This window comes from Nocardia sp. NPDC005746, from assembly GCF_040630785.1.
Taxonomy (GTDB): Bacteria; Actinomycetota; Actinomycetes; order Mycobacteriales; family Mycobacteriaceae; genus Nocardia.
The window spans coordinates 13968-27999 of the sequence record NZ_JBEXYE010000005.1 but is presented as its reverse complement, the minus strand read 5'-3'; the positions used below and the strand labels follow the sequence as shown (position 1 = coordinate 27999).

11 protein-coding genes and 1 riboswitch are annotated in these 14032 nt (G+C 68.2%); of the genes, 7 read left to right on the top strand and 4 right to left on the bottom strand.

Annotated elements, in window-relative coordinates; genetic code table 11:
* Window positions 1-68: 68 nt before the first annotated feature.
* A complete protein-coding gene (locus tag ABZ412_RS11050; RefSeq protein WP_357279091.1) occupies window positions 69-728 on the bottom strand; it encodes an HAD family phosphatase in 660 nt (219 codons plus the stop codon).
* 128 nt (window positions 729-856) lie between these two features.
* Here ABZ412_RS11050 and ABZ412_RS11045 point away from each other — a divergent pair, with 128 nt between their 5' ends.
* Window positions 857-2050: a cytochrome P450 gene (locus ABZ412_RS11045; protein WP_357279089.1), complete on the top strand. Its 1194-nt coding sequence runs from the start codon at window positions 857-859 to the stop codon at window positions 2048-2050.
* Window positions 2051-2269: 219 nt separating this feature from the next.
* Here the strand turns inward: ABZ412_RS11045 and ABZ412_RS11040 are convergent, their stop codons facing one another.
* Together ABZ412_RS11040 and ABZ412_RS11035 are read right to left on the bottom strand one after the other, a co-directional pair.
* The gene (locus ABZ412_RS11040) at window positions 2270-2971 is read right to left on the bottom strand and encodes a response regulator (RefSeq protein WP_357279086.1); all 702 of its coding nucleotides are present in this window, start codon (window positions 2969-2971) and stop codon (window positions 2270-2272) included.
* A complete protein-coding gene (locus ABZ412_RS11035; protein WP_357279084.1) occupies window positions 2968-5484 on the bottom strand; it encodes a sensor histidine kinase KdpD in 2517 nt (838 codons plus the stop codon). The genes ABZ412_RS11040 and ABZ412_RS11035 overlap by 4 nt, the downstream gene beginning before the upstream one ends.
* An 88-nt stretch (window positions 5485-5572) precedes the next feature.
* Here ABZ412_RS11035 and ABZ412_RS11030 point away from each other — a divergent pair, with 88 nt between their 5' ends.
* The 4 genes from ABZ412_RS11030 to ABZ412_RS11015 all read left to right on the top strand — a co-directional run bounded on the left by ABZ412_RS11030 (window position 5573) and on the right by ABZ412_RS11015 (window position 10639).
* Window positions 5573-5761 carry a recombinase family protein gene (locus ABZ412_RS11030; RefSeq protein ID WP_357279081.1) on the top strand — a complete coding sequence of 63 codons (189 nt, stop codon included), beginning with the start codon at window positions 5573-5575 and terminating at the stop codon, window positions 5759-5761.
* A 462-nt stretch (window positions 5762-6223) separates the two neighbouring features.
* A riboswitch (M-box (ykoK) riboswitch) is annotated at window positions 6224-6393 on the top strand.
* Between the two features lie 353 nt (window positions 6394-6746).
* Window positions 6747-7532 (top strand): hypothetical protein, encoded by a 786-nt coding sequence (locus ABZ412_RS11025; protein WP_357279079.1) that lies wholly within the window; start codon window positions 6747-6749, stop codon window positions 7530-7532.
* A gap of 36 nt (window positions 7533-7568) precedes the next feature.
* Window positions 7569-9326, top strand: coding sequence for an ABC transporter permease subunit (locus ABZ412_RS11020; protein WP_357279077.1), 1758 nt, complete (start codon window positions 7569-7571; stop codon window positions 9324-9326).
* Window positions 9327-9352: 26 nt separating this feature from the next.
* Entirely contained in the window at window positions 9353-10639 is a 1287-nt protein-coding gene (locus ABZ412_RS11015; protein ID WP_357279074.1) for a nitrate/sulfonate/bicarbonate ABC transporter ATP-binding protein, read from the top strand.
* A 240-nt stretch (window positions 10640-10879) separates the two neighbouring features.
* Here ABZ412_RS11015 and ABZ412_RS11010 read toward each other — a convergent pair whose 3' ends face one another.
* Complete coding sequence (locus ABZ412_RS11010) at window positions 10880-11032, bottom strand: hypothetical protein (protein WP_357279072.1); 153 nt, start codon at window positions 11030-11032, stop codon at window positions 10880-10882.
* 266 nt (window positions 11033-11298) lie between these two features.
* Between ABZ412_RS11010 and ABZ412_RS11005 the strand changes: the two genes are divergently transcribed.
* Together ABZ412_RS11005 and ABZ412_RS11000 are read left to right on the top strand one after the other, a co-directional pair.
* Window positions 11299-11952: a hypothetical protein gene (locus ABZ412_RS11005; protein WP_357279069.1), complete on the top strand. Its 654-nt coding sequence runs from the start codon at window positions 11299-11301 to the stop codon at window positions 11950-11952.
* Window positions 11953-12052: 100 nt separating this feature from the next.
* On the top strand, window positions 12053-13810 hold the full coding sequence (locus ABZ412_RS11000) for a protein kinase (RefSeq protein WP_357279067.1): 1758 nt from the start codon (window positions 12053-12055) through the stop codon (window positions 13808-13810).
* Window positions 13811-14032 lie beyond the last annotated feature (222 nt).

Genomic DNA, 14032 nt, shown 5'->3' with positions numbered 1-14032 from the left:
TCAAATCCTCCCATTTTGGTCACCCGGGACGACCATCCGGTCGCCGATCGTTCGGAACACCGAGGTGGTCAGCCGAATTCCGCCACCAGCTCCGATGTGACCTGGGTCAGGTTGTCGGCCACGTAGGCGGCCGCGGCGAGGGCGTCGGCGGCGGGCGGATAAGTGGGGTGCGGGACGGCGATCACCGTCATCCCGGCGGCGTGCGCGGCGCGCAGGCCATTGCTGGAATCCTCGATCGCCACGCAGACGCCCGGGGCCAGGCCGAGGCGGGCGGCGGCCTCGAGGTAGCCGTCGGGGGCGGGCTTGCCGCGCTCGACTTCCTCGGTGGACACCGTGGCCGCGAACAGGTCGGTGACGCCCATGTGGTCGAGCACCACGTCGATGAGCCGGCGCGGGGAGGAACTGGCCAGGCCGAGGGTGTAGCTCGCGGCCAGCCGGCGCACGGTGGCGACCGCGTCGGGCATGAGCGGGAGGTGGTCGGCGTAGCGGGCGGCCATGCGCGAGATGACGTCCTCGGCGACCTCGTCGGGGGTGCGGCGGCCGTCGAGCAGGTCCTCGCTCAGGTACCGCGACCATTCCGCGGTGCTCATCCCCATGAACCGGTCCTGGGTGTCGGGCAGCCAGCGTCCGCGCATCTCGTCGATGTACTCGCGCCGCACCTCCTCCCAGATGGGTTCGGTGTCGATGAGCACACCGTCCATGTCGAACACGATCGCGGCAACAGACATGGCGTCCATGGTGGTTCATGGCGGTCCACTGACTGGGACCGCCCTCCGGAACCGCGCCGCCGGATCGCGTCCGGGATTAGCGTCCGAAGCGAAACAGGCATACCCGCAAGTGAATACCGAGGTGGACCGTGGGCACGGTCAGCGACATCTATGACCCCGAGCTGTATGTGGCGGGACCGATCCACGAGATCTTCGCCGAGCTGCGGCGCACCGATCCCGTGCACTGGCAGGAGATGCCGGGCGAGCCCGGGTACTGGGCGGTCCTCAAGCACGCGGACGTGGCGCACGTGGCCCGCCATCCGGAGTTGTTCTCCGCCGAGGTCGAGGGCGTGATCCTGGAGAACCAGCCGCCCGAACGGCTCGAGCAGACCCGCAACATGCTGCTCATGATGGACCCGCCGCGGCACACCGAATACCGCAAGCCGCTGGCCGAGCATTTCAAGGCGCGGGTGGTCGGCGATATGGAGGACCGCGTCCGCGAGCTCACCGTCGCCCTGCTCGACAGTGTCGACGGCGATGTGGAATTCGTGCACGACGTGGCGGGCGTGCTGCCCAGCCAGGTGGTCGGCGGCCTGTTCGGGATTCCGGCGGAGGACTGGCCGAGCCTGCGCCGCTGGGCCGAACAGTCGGTCAGCCAACAGGATCCGGATCTGGTCGGCGATTTCGATGTCACGGCCGAGCTCACCAATATGGCCATCTACGCCATCCAGTTCTCCATGGCGCGGCGCACCGAGCCGCCGAAGGAGGATCTGACCTCGCTCATCCTGGCCGGTTCCTTCGGCGGAGCCGCCATGTCGGATCTGGAGTTCGGCAGCTTCTTCACCCAGTTGGTGACCGCGGGCAACGACACCACCAAGACCATGCTGTCGTCGGGACTGCAACTGCTGATGCAGCACCCCGAGCAGCTGGCGGCGATGCGCGAGGACCCGTCGCTGATTCCCGGTGCGGTGGAGGAGATCCTGCGTTTCGCCAACCCGCTGCACTACTTCCGCCGCACCGCCACCGCCGACACCGAGATCCGCGGCGTCCCGATCAAGGCGGGCGACAAGGTGGCCATGTGGTACACCTCCGCCAATCGCGACGAGGACGTGTTCGCCGATTCCGGCCGCTTCGACATCCGCCGCAACCCCAACCCGCACCTGTCCTTCGGCCTGGCCCAGCACTTCTGCCTGGGCGTGCACCTGGCGCGGCTGGAGGGCCGGGTGTTCTTCGAGGAGCTGTTGGCGCGCTTCCCGAAGCTGGAGCAGACCGGCGACGCCCGCCGCATTCGCTCGAACCTCAACAACGGCCTCAAGTCGTTGCCGGTGCGCATGACCCGGTGAGCGCCACGCCGCCGACGCGCTGAGCACGCGGCAGCCGTCGCGAATGCCCGGCTACTGTTCGCGCGCCCATCACCGCGCGGACGCCCGGCCGTCACCCGCTCCGGGCAAATCTGGCCGCACCCCGGGGAATTCGCCGTCGTGACCCGAACCCACGCCGGCCCTGCCGAACCCCGGGGCTGCGAACAGGATCAGGGAGCTCCCGGGGAGTTCCCTGATCTTCTACGACTGGAAGCGGTAGCCCATGCCCGCCTCGGTGAGCAGGTGTTTGGGCTGCGAGGGGTCGTCCTCGAGTTTGCGCCGGAGCTGGGCGAGATAGACGCGCAGATAATGGGTTTCGGTGGCGTAGGACGGGCCCCAGACCTCGCGCAGCAGTTCCCGGCGGCCGACCAGTTTGCCCTGGTGGCGGACCAGCATCTCCAGCACGCCCCACTCGGTGGGGGTCAGGTGGACGTCGCGGCCGTGGCGGGTGACCTTCTTGGCCGCCAGATCGACGGTGAAGGAGGCGGTTTCGATGACCGGTTCCGGGGTGTCGGCGGTGACGGCCGAGCGGCGCACGGCAGCCCGCAGGCGGGCCAGCAGTTCATCCATGCCGAACGGTTTGGTGACGTAATCGTCGGCGCCCGCGTCCAGGGCCTCCACCTTGTCGGAGGAATCCGTGCGGGCCGACAGCACGATGACCGGGGTGGTGGTCCAGCCGCGCAGCCCGCCCAGCACCTCGATGCCGTCCATATCGGGCAGGCCGAGGTCGAGAATGATGACCTCGGGGTGCTTCTCGGCGGCGGCGCGCAGGGCGGCGGCGCCGGTGGAGGCGGTGGTCACCTCGTAGCCGCGGACCGACAGATTGATGCGCAGGGCGCGCAGGATCTGTGGTTCGTCGTCGACCACCAGCACTTTGATCGGCGCTGCCGCCGCGTTGGTCACCTGTTCTCCTCGGTCGTGTCCGCGGGTTCGTCGCCCCCGGGTAGATCTATCACCATGGTCAGGCCGCCACCGGGGGTGGGCTCGGCGTGCACCGCGCCGCCCATGGCGTCCACGAATCCGCGCACCACCGACAGGCCGAGGCCGACGCCGGTGGAGGTGTCGCGATCGCCGAGCCGCTGGAAGGGCTCGAAGAGCTGATCCTCCAGGCCGGTCGGTACCCCGGGCCCGGTGTCCACCACCGTGATCGCGACCCGCTCGCCGACCTGCTCGGCAGCGACCCGCACCATCGAATCCCTGGGGGAGTAGCGGGCGGCGTTGTCGATCAGGTTGGCCAGGACCCGTTCCAGCAGGCCGGAATCCGCGTACACCGCGATGGTGCCGACGTCCACCTTGACCCGGTCCATGGTGGTGCGGCGCATGCCGCGGGTACCCATCCCCATGAGCGCGTGATGCACCACCTCGTCGAGGTAGACCTTGCGCATCTGCGGCTTGATCACCCCGACCGCCAGGCGTGAGGAGTCCAGCAGATTGCCGACCAGGGCGGTCAGCTGATCCACCGATTCCTCGATGGTCTCCAGCAATTCGGCGGTGTCCTCGGGGGAGAACTCCACGTCGTCGCTGCGCAGGCTCGACACCGCCGCCTTGGCCGCGGCCAGCGGGGTGCGCAGGTCGTGGCTGACCGCCGACAGCAGTGCGCGGCGCAGCTTGTCGGCCTCCATGACCGCCTGGGCCGCGCTGGCCTCGGCGCGCAGCTGTTTCTGCTGCACCAGTCCCGCCGCCTGGTTCGCGACCGCGCCCAGCACCAGGCGGTCCCCGGACGTCACGGCTCGTCCTCGCATGAGCAGCCAATGCATGTCATCGCCCGCCTCCACAGCGGTCTCGGCGTCGCCGGCCTTGGTCGGCGGCTGATCTCCCACCGACGCGATCACCTCGTCGTCGGTGACGAGGCTGACCGCGTCCTGGCCGTAGGTCTCCCGGGCGCGTTCGAGCAGATCCTGCAGGTTCGCGCCGTGCAGCACCGAGCCCGCGAACAAGGTCAGCAGCTCGGCCTGGCGAGAAGCCTTGCGCGCCTCGAAGGTTCGCTTGGCCGCCACATCCACCAGCGCCGCCACCGCGACCGCCACCACCAGTAGCACCACGATGGTGAGGAAGTTGTCGAGCTGGTCGATCGTGAGGCTGTAGCGCGGATCGGTGAAGAACCAGTTCAGCAGCACCCCGGACAGCAAGGCGGACAGCGCCGCCGGGGCGACACCGCCCAGCAGCGCCACCGCGATGACACCGATGAAGAACAGGGCGCTCTCGCCGCTGAGGTCGAGCAGCCGGTCGAACCAGAAGTAGATGACCGCGCAGATCAGCGACGGCACCAGGACAGCCGCGGACCAGGAGCCCAGGTTGCGTTCCCGGCGGGTCAGCGCGGACCACCGGAAGCCGCCCTTGTTGGATTCCTCGTGGGTCACCATGTGGACGTCGATCTTGCCGGACTGCTGCACCACGGTGGCGCCGATGCCCTCGTCGATCATGCGCGCCCAGCGCGATCGCCGGGAGGTGCCCAGCACCAGCTGGGTGGCATTGACCTGCCTCGCGAAATCCAGCAGCGCGGTGGGGACGTCTTCGCCGGTGACGGTGTGCAATTCGGCGTCGAGGCCGGTGGCCAGGTCGCGCAGGCGGGTGAGGCGCTGGGTGGAGACTCCGGCGAGGCCGTCGCCGCGCACGATGTGCAGCACGATCAGTTCGGCGCTGGACTTGGCGGCGATGCGGCTGGCGCGCCGCACGATGGTCTCCGATTCCGGACCTCCGGTGACCGCCACCACGACGCGTTCGCGCGCCTCCCAGGTAGTGGTGATCTGGTGGTCGGCCCGGTATTTGGCGAGCGCGGCGTCGACCTGGTCGGCGAGCCACAGCAGCGCGAGTTCGCGCAGCGCGGTCAGGTTGCCGGGCCGGAAGTAGTTGCGCAGCGCGGCGTCGACCTTCTCGGCGGCGTACACATTGCCGTGGGACATTCTGCGCCGCAGCGCTTCCGGCGTGATGTCGACCAGTTCGACCTGGTCGGCGGCGCGTACCACCCAGTCCGGGACGGTTTCCCGCTGCACGACGCCGGTGATCTGCTCGACCACGTCGTTGAGGCTCTCGAGGTGCTGCACATTGACCGTGGACACCACGTCGATGCCCGCGTCGAGCAGGTCCTGCACGTCCTGCCAGCGCTTCTCGTGCTTACCGCCGGGAATGTTGGTGTGCGCCAGCTCGTCCACCAGCACGACGGCGGGGTGCCGCCGCAGCACCGCCTCGACATCGAGTTCGGGCAGTGTCGCGCCGCGGTACTCGACCAGCTTGGGCGGAATGCGCTCGATTCCGGCGAGCAGATCGGCGGTCTTGCTGCGGCCGTGGGTCTCCACGACGGCGGCCACGACGTCGCGACCGCGCTCGAGCCGCCGATGGGCTTCGGCGAGCATCGAGTAGGTCTTGCCTACGCCGGGGGCGGCACCCAGATAGATCCGCAGTTGACCGCGCTTCAACCTAAATAACCTTTCGTGTCCACCGTGACAGTTCGTTCAGTGATCTACCTCCGGGTCAGCCTGGACACATCTGGCGAAGGCCTGGCGGTTGGAACGCCAACTCGAGGACTGTAGGCGGATCGCCGAAGCTCGAGGCTGGTCCATATGTGAAATTTATACCGAGAAGCCCGTCTCAGCCTTCGCCGAGACCAAGAAACGCCCAGCGTATGACCGGATGGTCGAGGACTACCGTGCCGGCCGTCTTAACGCTCTCATTACATGGACCTCGACCGGTTGAACTCGCCGGCCACGCCCGCTCCCCTGCACCATTGGTTCCGGTACTTGGGGTTCCTGCGTACCGTATGCGCGAGTCCGGGGCCCGAAGTCCGGACGGGGTCCTCCCCGTCGTGAGTCAGTCAATGGAACACCAGAAAGCCGCGGCTGCTCCAGAGCCTTCCAGCCCCTGGCTGACCACTGCTGCCGCTTCAACATTGGGTAGGTAAGCCGACATCGGCGGTCTTGGCGGGGGCGCCCATGTTGGTCCAGTAACACATGGCCGCGGGATTGGTCGACGACGCTCCCGGCGGGCCTGTCATCGGGTCCTGAGATCAGAGCCCGCACCCGGGTGGCCTCCGACGACGCGACCACCCTCGGACTGCACCTCCTCGGCGCGCCGGTGCTCTATCAGCGGTGTCGGCCGCGGTCGAAGAATGAGCGAATAGCGGTTTTGACTTTTAGCGAGTCTTTTACTAGGTTCCCTGTTGCACCTCGATAGGCGAGGCTCCTGCACGAACATAGGCCACTGATCTGACGACGTCGAGAGACGCCCAAGGTTAGGACAGATTTCTCCGGCTCAAGGGGTAATCCAAAGTGGCTTTCCGATTCGGAACACGTCGTGCAGTGCCAAAACTCTGACGAGAGGGGTGTGCGTCCGCCCCGAGAGTTCCGGGCGACCTCCCCAGTGCGTTGACGAATCGCGTTCTACCAGTGAGGAGGTCGGGTAGCACAATGGCACCCGATGATGACCCGGGATCTCCGGGCCGGCCCCTCCGCCTCGGTCCGGGCCGCTAGCCAGCACACCAAAATCGCGTCGATATCTCGACGCACGTAATTCTCCGATATCACGATGCCGCCAGCGCGGCACCGGACTATTCGCATGCACATTTTGCGAATGAATTCGGAGATTCGCATATATCCGACCCGTCGGCGCCACCATGCTCGACGGTATTCGACGCTGCCCGGAAACCGATGCGGGCAGCGGTATCCCGAGGGGAAACATCCCGATGAGAATTCGCTTGCTCGCATTCGCCACCGCAGCGCTGACCGCCGCCGGACTGGTCGCCCCGGCCGCCGCTTCGGCCACGGCACCCGGACCGGACGTCCGGCTCGCCGACGCTGTGAACATTCAGGCCGTGTCCGGCGACGCCCGGATCGTGGACCGATCGGTGGTGCTGCGCACCGACCTCGGCACGTTCCGAACCACCACCGACCAGCTGCAGATCCTCGACCCGCAGGGCGTGGTGGTGGGGGCGATCCCGCTGACCATCACCAAGCAGGACACGACGTACCCGATCGACGCCCGCATCGACGGCGACAGCGCCACCCTCACCCCGAGCCCGGATCGGGCCCGACCGGTCAGCGCCGAGGAACGACGCATCGCCGCGGAGCTGCACGCCGCCACCGAGGCGCAGGCCGAAGGCCCTGCGGCACAGCAGATTGCCGATCCCGACAGCTTCGAGGATCGGATGAATACCGTCTTCCAGAATGTCAACAACGAACTCACCGTCGCCCTGGCGGTGGGCACGCTGCTGGGTGCCGTCATCGGCGCGCCGCTAGGCTGCGTCCTGCTGGGCGCGGGCCAAGGTCTCGCGGTCGGCGCATTGACGTTGGGCACGTTGGCGATTCCCGGCGCCATCACCGGCTGTCTGGAGGGCGCGGTGGCCGGGGCCGGGATAGGCGTCGTGGTTTTCAACCTGCTCGTCGGCGCACCGGCGGTGCTGGCCTCGGCCGTGCATGCCTTCAACGTCATGACCGCACCGCCCGCGGTCGCCGCCGAATCGACCAACTGAGTTGCGACGAAGCCGCTCGGAGCGAGGTGAACAGCAATGACTCTTGAATTGGCAATTCCGGACCGCCCCAAGACGACTCCCGAGGTACCGCGGGCGCGCGGCCGGCTCCGAGCGGTGGACTACCTGATCATCGGCGTGGGCGTGCTGCTGATCCTGGTGGTGCTGCGGCTGTTTCGGGACATGGCGGTGCCCTGGACGCCGGATATCGGAACCGAGACCGTGTCAACCGATCCCGCGAATCTGCCCTATTACGCGGCCCGCACCACGCTGCGCATGTTCATCGGCCTGGCGGCGTCCATCCTCTTCACGCTGATCGTCGGCCAGTGGGCGGCGCGCTCGCGACGAGCTGAGAAGGTGCTCATCCCGGCGCTCGACGTACTGCAGTCGGTGCCGGTGCTGGCGCTGGTCTCGATCACGGTCACCGCGTTCGTGGGCCTGTTCCACGGCTCGTATCTGGGCGCGGAGGCGGCGTGCATCTTCGCCATCTTCACCGCGCAGGCCTGGAACATGACCTTCGCCTACTACCAGGCGCTGCGCAATATGCCCCGGGAGCTGGATGATTCGGCCCGCATGATGCGGCTCACCCGCTGGCAGCGGCTGTGGCAGCTGGAGGTGCCGACGGCGATGGTGCCGATGATCTGGAACGGCATGATGAGCTTCGGCGGCGCGTGGTTCATGCTCGCGGCCTCGGAGGTCATCACGGTATCCGGCCGGGACGAAGCGTTGCCCGGCATGGGTAGCTTCATCGCGGCGGCCACCTCCGAGGCCCAGGTCGGCAATCTCGTCGTGGGTGCGCTGGTCATGGTGCTCACCATCGTCCTGGTGAACGTGGTGTTCTGGCGGCCGCTCACGGCGTGGTCGGAGCGATTCCGGGTGGAGCACACCGAAAGTGCGCAGGCCCCACGGAGTCTGGTGCTCGACCTGCTGCGCCGCAGCACGGTGCCGGGCCGGCTGGCACGGGTGCTACGACCGGTCGGTGAGCACGTCGATCGCCTCATGCGGGTCTTCGGGCGCAGCACCCGTTCCGCCTACGACGAGCGCGCGGGCAGCCGCATCGGCGATGTGCTCTTCTTCGGACTGCTCTTCGCCGCGCTCGCCTGGGGCACCTGGGCACTCGCCTCCTACTTCGAGCGAACCGTGGGCCTGGCCGAATTCGGGCCGACCTCGCTGATGGGGCTGGCCAGCCTCGGCCGCGTGATCGTGCTGCTGGTGGTCTCCACCATCGTGTGGGTGCCGGTCGGCGTGTGGATCGGGATGAATCCGCGCATCTGCCGGTTCGCTCAGCCGGTGGTGCAGGTGCTGGCCAGTTTCCCGGCCCAGTTCCTGTTCATCTTCGTCATCGCGGCGCTCACCTACACCGGTATCTCACTGAATATCGGCGGCATCGCGCTGATGGCGCTGGGTGCGCAGTGGTACGTGCTGTTCAACGTGATCGCGGCGGCCGGGCAGATCCCGACGGACCTGCGCGAGGCCATGGACGATCTCGGCGTGCACGGCGTGCAGCGCTGGAAGTCGTTGATATTGCCCGCGATCGCGCCCGGCTACGTGGTCGGTGCGATCACCGCGTTCGGCGGTGCGTGGAACGCCACGCTGGTCGGCGAGGTCGTGGAGGCCGGGAACACGCATATGGAGGCCTACGGCCTGGGCGCGTACATCACCAACGCCACCACCGACGACGTCTTCGCCAGGGTGCTGCTCGGCACCGTGGTGATGAGCGTGGTCACGGTGACGATCAACCGCCTGTTGTGGCGACGCCTGCAGCGCACCGCCGAACGGCGATTCTCGCTGAGCTGAAACACTTTTCGAAAGGAGGACCCATCGTGTCCGCCCCCATCATCACCGTCGATCGTGTCACCAAGAACTTCGCCAACCCCTCCGGCGAGCAGCTGCCTGTGCTCTCGGATGTCTGCCTCGAGCTGTGCGAGGGCGAAATCGTCGCGCTGCTGGGCAAATCCGGATCCGGCAAGTCCACGCTGCTGCGGATCATCGCGGGCCTGACGCCCCCCTCCGCGGGGTCCGCGCGCATCCGGGAGACCGAGATCACCGAGCCGAATGCCAATACCGCCATGGTGTTCCAGACCTTCGCGTTGCTGCCGTGGCTGACCGTGCGGCAGAACGTCGAACTCGGCCTGCGCGCCCGAGGGATTTCGGCCTGGGAGCGCGGCGAGCGGGTCACCGACGCCATCGACATGATCGGCCTGGACGGTTTCGAGAACGCCTATCCCAAGGAGCTTTCCGGCGGCATGCGCCAGCGAGTGGGATTCGCCCGCGCCCTGGTGGTGCAGCCGGAGGTATTGCTCATGGACGAGCCGTTCTCGGCGCTGGACGTCTTGACCGCCGAGAACCTGCGCGGCGAGCTCATGCGACTGCGGGCGGAGACTGCCTTCCCGACCAAGACCATGCTGATGGTCACCCACAATATCGAGGAGGCCGTGCAGCTGGCCGATCGAATCCTGGTGCTGGACAACAATCCCGGGCGAATCAAGGGTGAGATCCAGGTGCGTCTCCCGCAGCCGCGAGACCCGCGCGGCGCGGGGTTCCAGGCGCTGGTGGACCAGGCCTATCGGATGCTCACCGACGCCACCTTCGATGGCAGCTGGCCGAGCATCACCCCCACCCCCACCACCCGGCCGCTGCCCGATGCCGGGGTGGACGGAATCGCCGGCATGCTGGATTTTGTCGCCGCCCGGGGCGGGCAGGCCGACCTGCCGGATCTGGCGGGCGGGTTGCGCTTCGAGGTCGACGATCTGATGCCGCTGGTCGACGCCGCCACCATGCTGGGGTTGGCCACCACCGCCGACGGGGATATCGAGCTCACCCTCGACGGCACCCTGTTCACCGAGGCCGATATCGACAGTGCCAAGGCCATTTTCGCGCGGCAGGCGCGGGCCAAGGCGCCGCTGGTCGCGGCGATCGACCACGCGCTGGCCAGTGCACGCAACCAGCGGCTGCGTGACGGCTTCTTCCTCGACCTGCTGCGGCGGGGCTTCACCGAGCACGCAGCGCGGCGACAACTGCGGATCGCCATCGACTGGGGACGCTATGCCGAACTCTACGAGTACGACGCCACCGAGCGGCTGCTCACCCGGCATTCGGACGAGGCCTGAGGCGTCCGCCGTCGCGGCGAACCCGGGCACGGCGCTCGCCCTCGCGCATGGCCCGCAAGCGGGCCACCGGGATGGTCGTCATGACTGTCCCGGGCCGAGGCGGGCGCGGGTCACCATCGCCCTGGCGAGGGTCGCAAGACCCATTTCCAGGTCTGGCTGATACCTCCGGACTCACCGGGGCGATTCAGTCCGGGATTCGATTCTCCAACACAGTTGTTGGCGTTGAAGTCACACCGCGCTTCACTCGTCCATCATCGCGCGAGGTGCGCGGATGCCCTGCGGTGCCATGCGGACGGGTTCGCGGCGGGCTTCGGCGTTGGCCATCACGCGCAGTATGAGCGCGCAGCCGATGAACCCGAAGATCACCATCAAGGTGACGGCGACGTGCGGCACGGTTTCTCCTTGTGTATGCGCGGGTATCGCCTCGGCCGCGGCCGGGCTCCCCACTTCATACCTCCGATGCTGGTCACGTAGCCGTTCCTGACGGTTTCTTTGCGGCCGTGTCCGGTGTTGTTGACAGGATTCTCGCACGGGATCGGAGACAGGCCACGCCCTTGAGCCGGAAATAGCTACTTATCAGCTATCGTTCGTGACGCACATGCCCATCACCGGTAGCCAGGGGAGTATTTCCAAGTCGAATCCAGCGAGAGGGTTGTCGAATGACTCGTCGGTATGGAGGATCCCGGACCAGCGCGTCGCGACGCGCCCTGTTGCCGATCGTCGGCGCGATACCACTGGCCGTCGCCGTGACCTGCTCCATCGCCACCGCCGAGGCAGCGGCGCAACCCGGCGACCCGGCCCCGGTGCTTTTCGAGCAGCTTCAGAACGGTCTGGCGCAGCCCGGCGTGCCGGCCATTCCCGCCGCCGTCCTCGATCAGGCGAAGAACGCCGCGGCCGCCGCTCAGGCCGCAGTCGGCGATGGACTGCACCCGGTCCCCGTCGCCGCCGGCTACTCGGACAACGCCACCAACCTGAACGTGAACAGTGGCGCCGCCGGTCTCATCATCGGCGCGGTCGTGGGGACGGTATCGGGCGCGGTGATCGGGGCGGTGCCGGGAGCGCTCATCGGGGCCGCGGCCGGTGCCGCCATCGGCGGGGTCGCGGGTGGTCTCGCCATGGGTATTCCGACCCTGGGAGTGGGTGCGCCCATCGGGATCGGGGGTGGCGCCCTCGCGGGGGCCGGCATCGGCGCCGTGATCGGTGCGGTGCTCAGTGCGATCGTGGCCGGTGTCTCCGTCGGCGCCATCAGCGCGGCCGTCGGTTACGAGCTCGGCGCGGCCACCGGGATCGGCAACGCTTTGCAGGGCGGCTGAGAGAGCCACCGGCCGCGGTGCCGGCGGGATCCGGGCGGGGGGAAAGGCCAACCGGTACCAGATCTCGCGTAGGCAGTGGGGGAACCCTAAGCTGACGTCCGTGAATTCCGGGCGGTCAATGGTCGACGGGCGTTTCGAGTTGATCGAACCACTCGGCAGCGGTGGCATGGGCACGGTGTGGCGCGCGTACGACGTGGCCCTGCACCGCGAGGTGGCGCTGAAGGAAGTGAAGGCCGAGGGCGAGGCCACCGCCGCCGAGGTCCAGCGCGAACGCGTACTGCGCGAAGCCCGCGCCCTGGCCCGCATCACCCACCCCAATGTGGTGGCCATCCACCACATCGTGGACACGCCCGCCGAGCAGCATCCGTGGATCGTCATGGAACTGGTCGCGGGCGGCTCGCTCGCGGACCGGCTCGACGACGGGCCCATGACGCCCGCGCACGCCGCCTTGGTCGGGCGCGGCATCCTCGCGGGTCTGCGCGCCGCCCACGCTGTCGGCGTCCTGCACCGCGACGTGAAACCGCCGAACGTGCTGCTGCGCACCGACGGTTCGCCCGTCCTCACCGATTTCGGCATCGCCGCCGTCAACGACCTGACGGGGCTCACCTCCACCGGCAGCGTCGTCGGCTCCCTGCCCTATGTCGCCCCCGAACGCCTTCAGGGCCACGAGGGCAACCCCGCCTCCGACCTCTGGTCCCTCGGCCTGGTGATGTTCGCCGCGGTCGAGGGCTACCAGCCCATGCGCCGCGACACCGACGTCGCGACCCTCGCCGCCGTCCTCATGGGCTCGGTCCCGCCCCCGCGTCAGGCCGGACCGCTGACCCCGGTCCTGCAGGCCCTCCTGGTCCCCAATCCGGGCCACCGCCCGCCCGCCGACCAGATCGACCGCATGCTCTCCCAGGTGATCGCCACCGGCGACACCGCCCCGGAACAGCTTGCGCACCAACAGTTCTCGGGCTCGCACGGCGTGGTCACCTCCCCCCAGGACCTGACCCCGCAACCCCAGGCGTTCCAGGCATTTCCGTCGACCCCGCAGCCCCAGGCGTACGCGACGGTGGCCCAGCCTCAGCCGTTCGCGACGGCGGCCCACTCGCAGCCGTTCCCGACGACCCCTCCGGGATTCGCGACGACCATCCCGCACCCGGGCGGCTTCACCGCTCCGCAGGCGTTCGTGCCGATGCCGCCGAACCCCACACCCGCTGCGCCGCAACGCAATGCGCGTCCGTGGATCTTCGCCGGTGTCGCCGTGGGCCTGGCGGTCGCCGTGGCCGCCGCCATCGCCCTGTGGCCCTCGCCCGACAGCCAGGGCGGGTCGAGCCTGCCGACCGGCCAAGCCGACCCCACGGACATCATCCTGAGCAGCGGGGCCGCGCTGCCCACGATGATCGCGCCCACCACCGCCAAGGGCGCCCCCGCCGTCGATCTGCTGACTCCGGACGGGGTCCGCAAGGCCATCGCGGCACTGGAGAAGGTCAGCGGCGGAAAGCAATTCACCGAAACCACCATCTATCCCGAACACGTGTCCTCCGGTGCCCCAGTCGCGAACGAGCCCAACCATTACGACACGTTCAGCTACAGCAACGGCGCCGCCAAGCGCGAGGGCGTGGGCGGTCAACTCACCGGCAGCACCATCGACTTGAGCTCCATCAACTGGGATATCCTCCCCGGCCTGCTGGCCGAGGCCGCCCAGAAACTGAAGGTCCCCAACCCCACGACTCGCTACATCATCGTCGACGCCGACGGGACTTTCAGCGACGGTCGGCAGGTCCTTCGCGTCTATATCTCCAACGCGTACAACGACGGCGGCTACGTCTCCGCGAGCCTGGACGGGACCATCCTCAGGGTGCTGGGGCGCTAGCCCCCCGGGTCGGTCAGTTGGCCTGAGACCGCAGGTCCTGACGGTTTTTTGACGGATTCGGGCGACTTGTCGACGACATCTGTGCGACGCGCGGGGCGACGCTGTAAGCGGAGCGTCAATGCGACCCCGTGGGACGCTAAGAAGGCGTAAAGGTCCTCGAATATGGCCTTATCGGGCGCTTGACTCACTCCGGCGCGTCTTGGGACGTGCCGTTCAGAGAGA

Coding starts and splice junctions, on each gene's coding strand:
- ABZ412_RS11025 (WP_357279079.1), top strand. CDS start 6,747: ATGAGAATTCGCTTGCTCGCATTCGCCACCGCAGCGCTGACCGCCGCC.
- ABZ412_RS11020 (WP_357279077.1), top strand. CDS start 7,569: ATGACTCTTGAATTGGCAATTCCGGACCGCCCCAAGACGACTCCCGAG.
- ABZ412_RS11005 (WP_357279069.1), top strand. CDS start 11,299: ATGACTCGTCGGTATGGAGGATCCCGGACCAGCGCGTCGCGACGCGCC.
- ABZ412_RS11050 (WP_357279091.1), bottom strand. CDS start 728: ATGTCTGTTGCCGCGATCGTGTTCGACATGGACGGTGTGCTCATCGAC.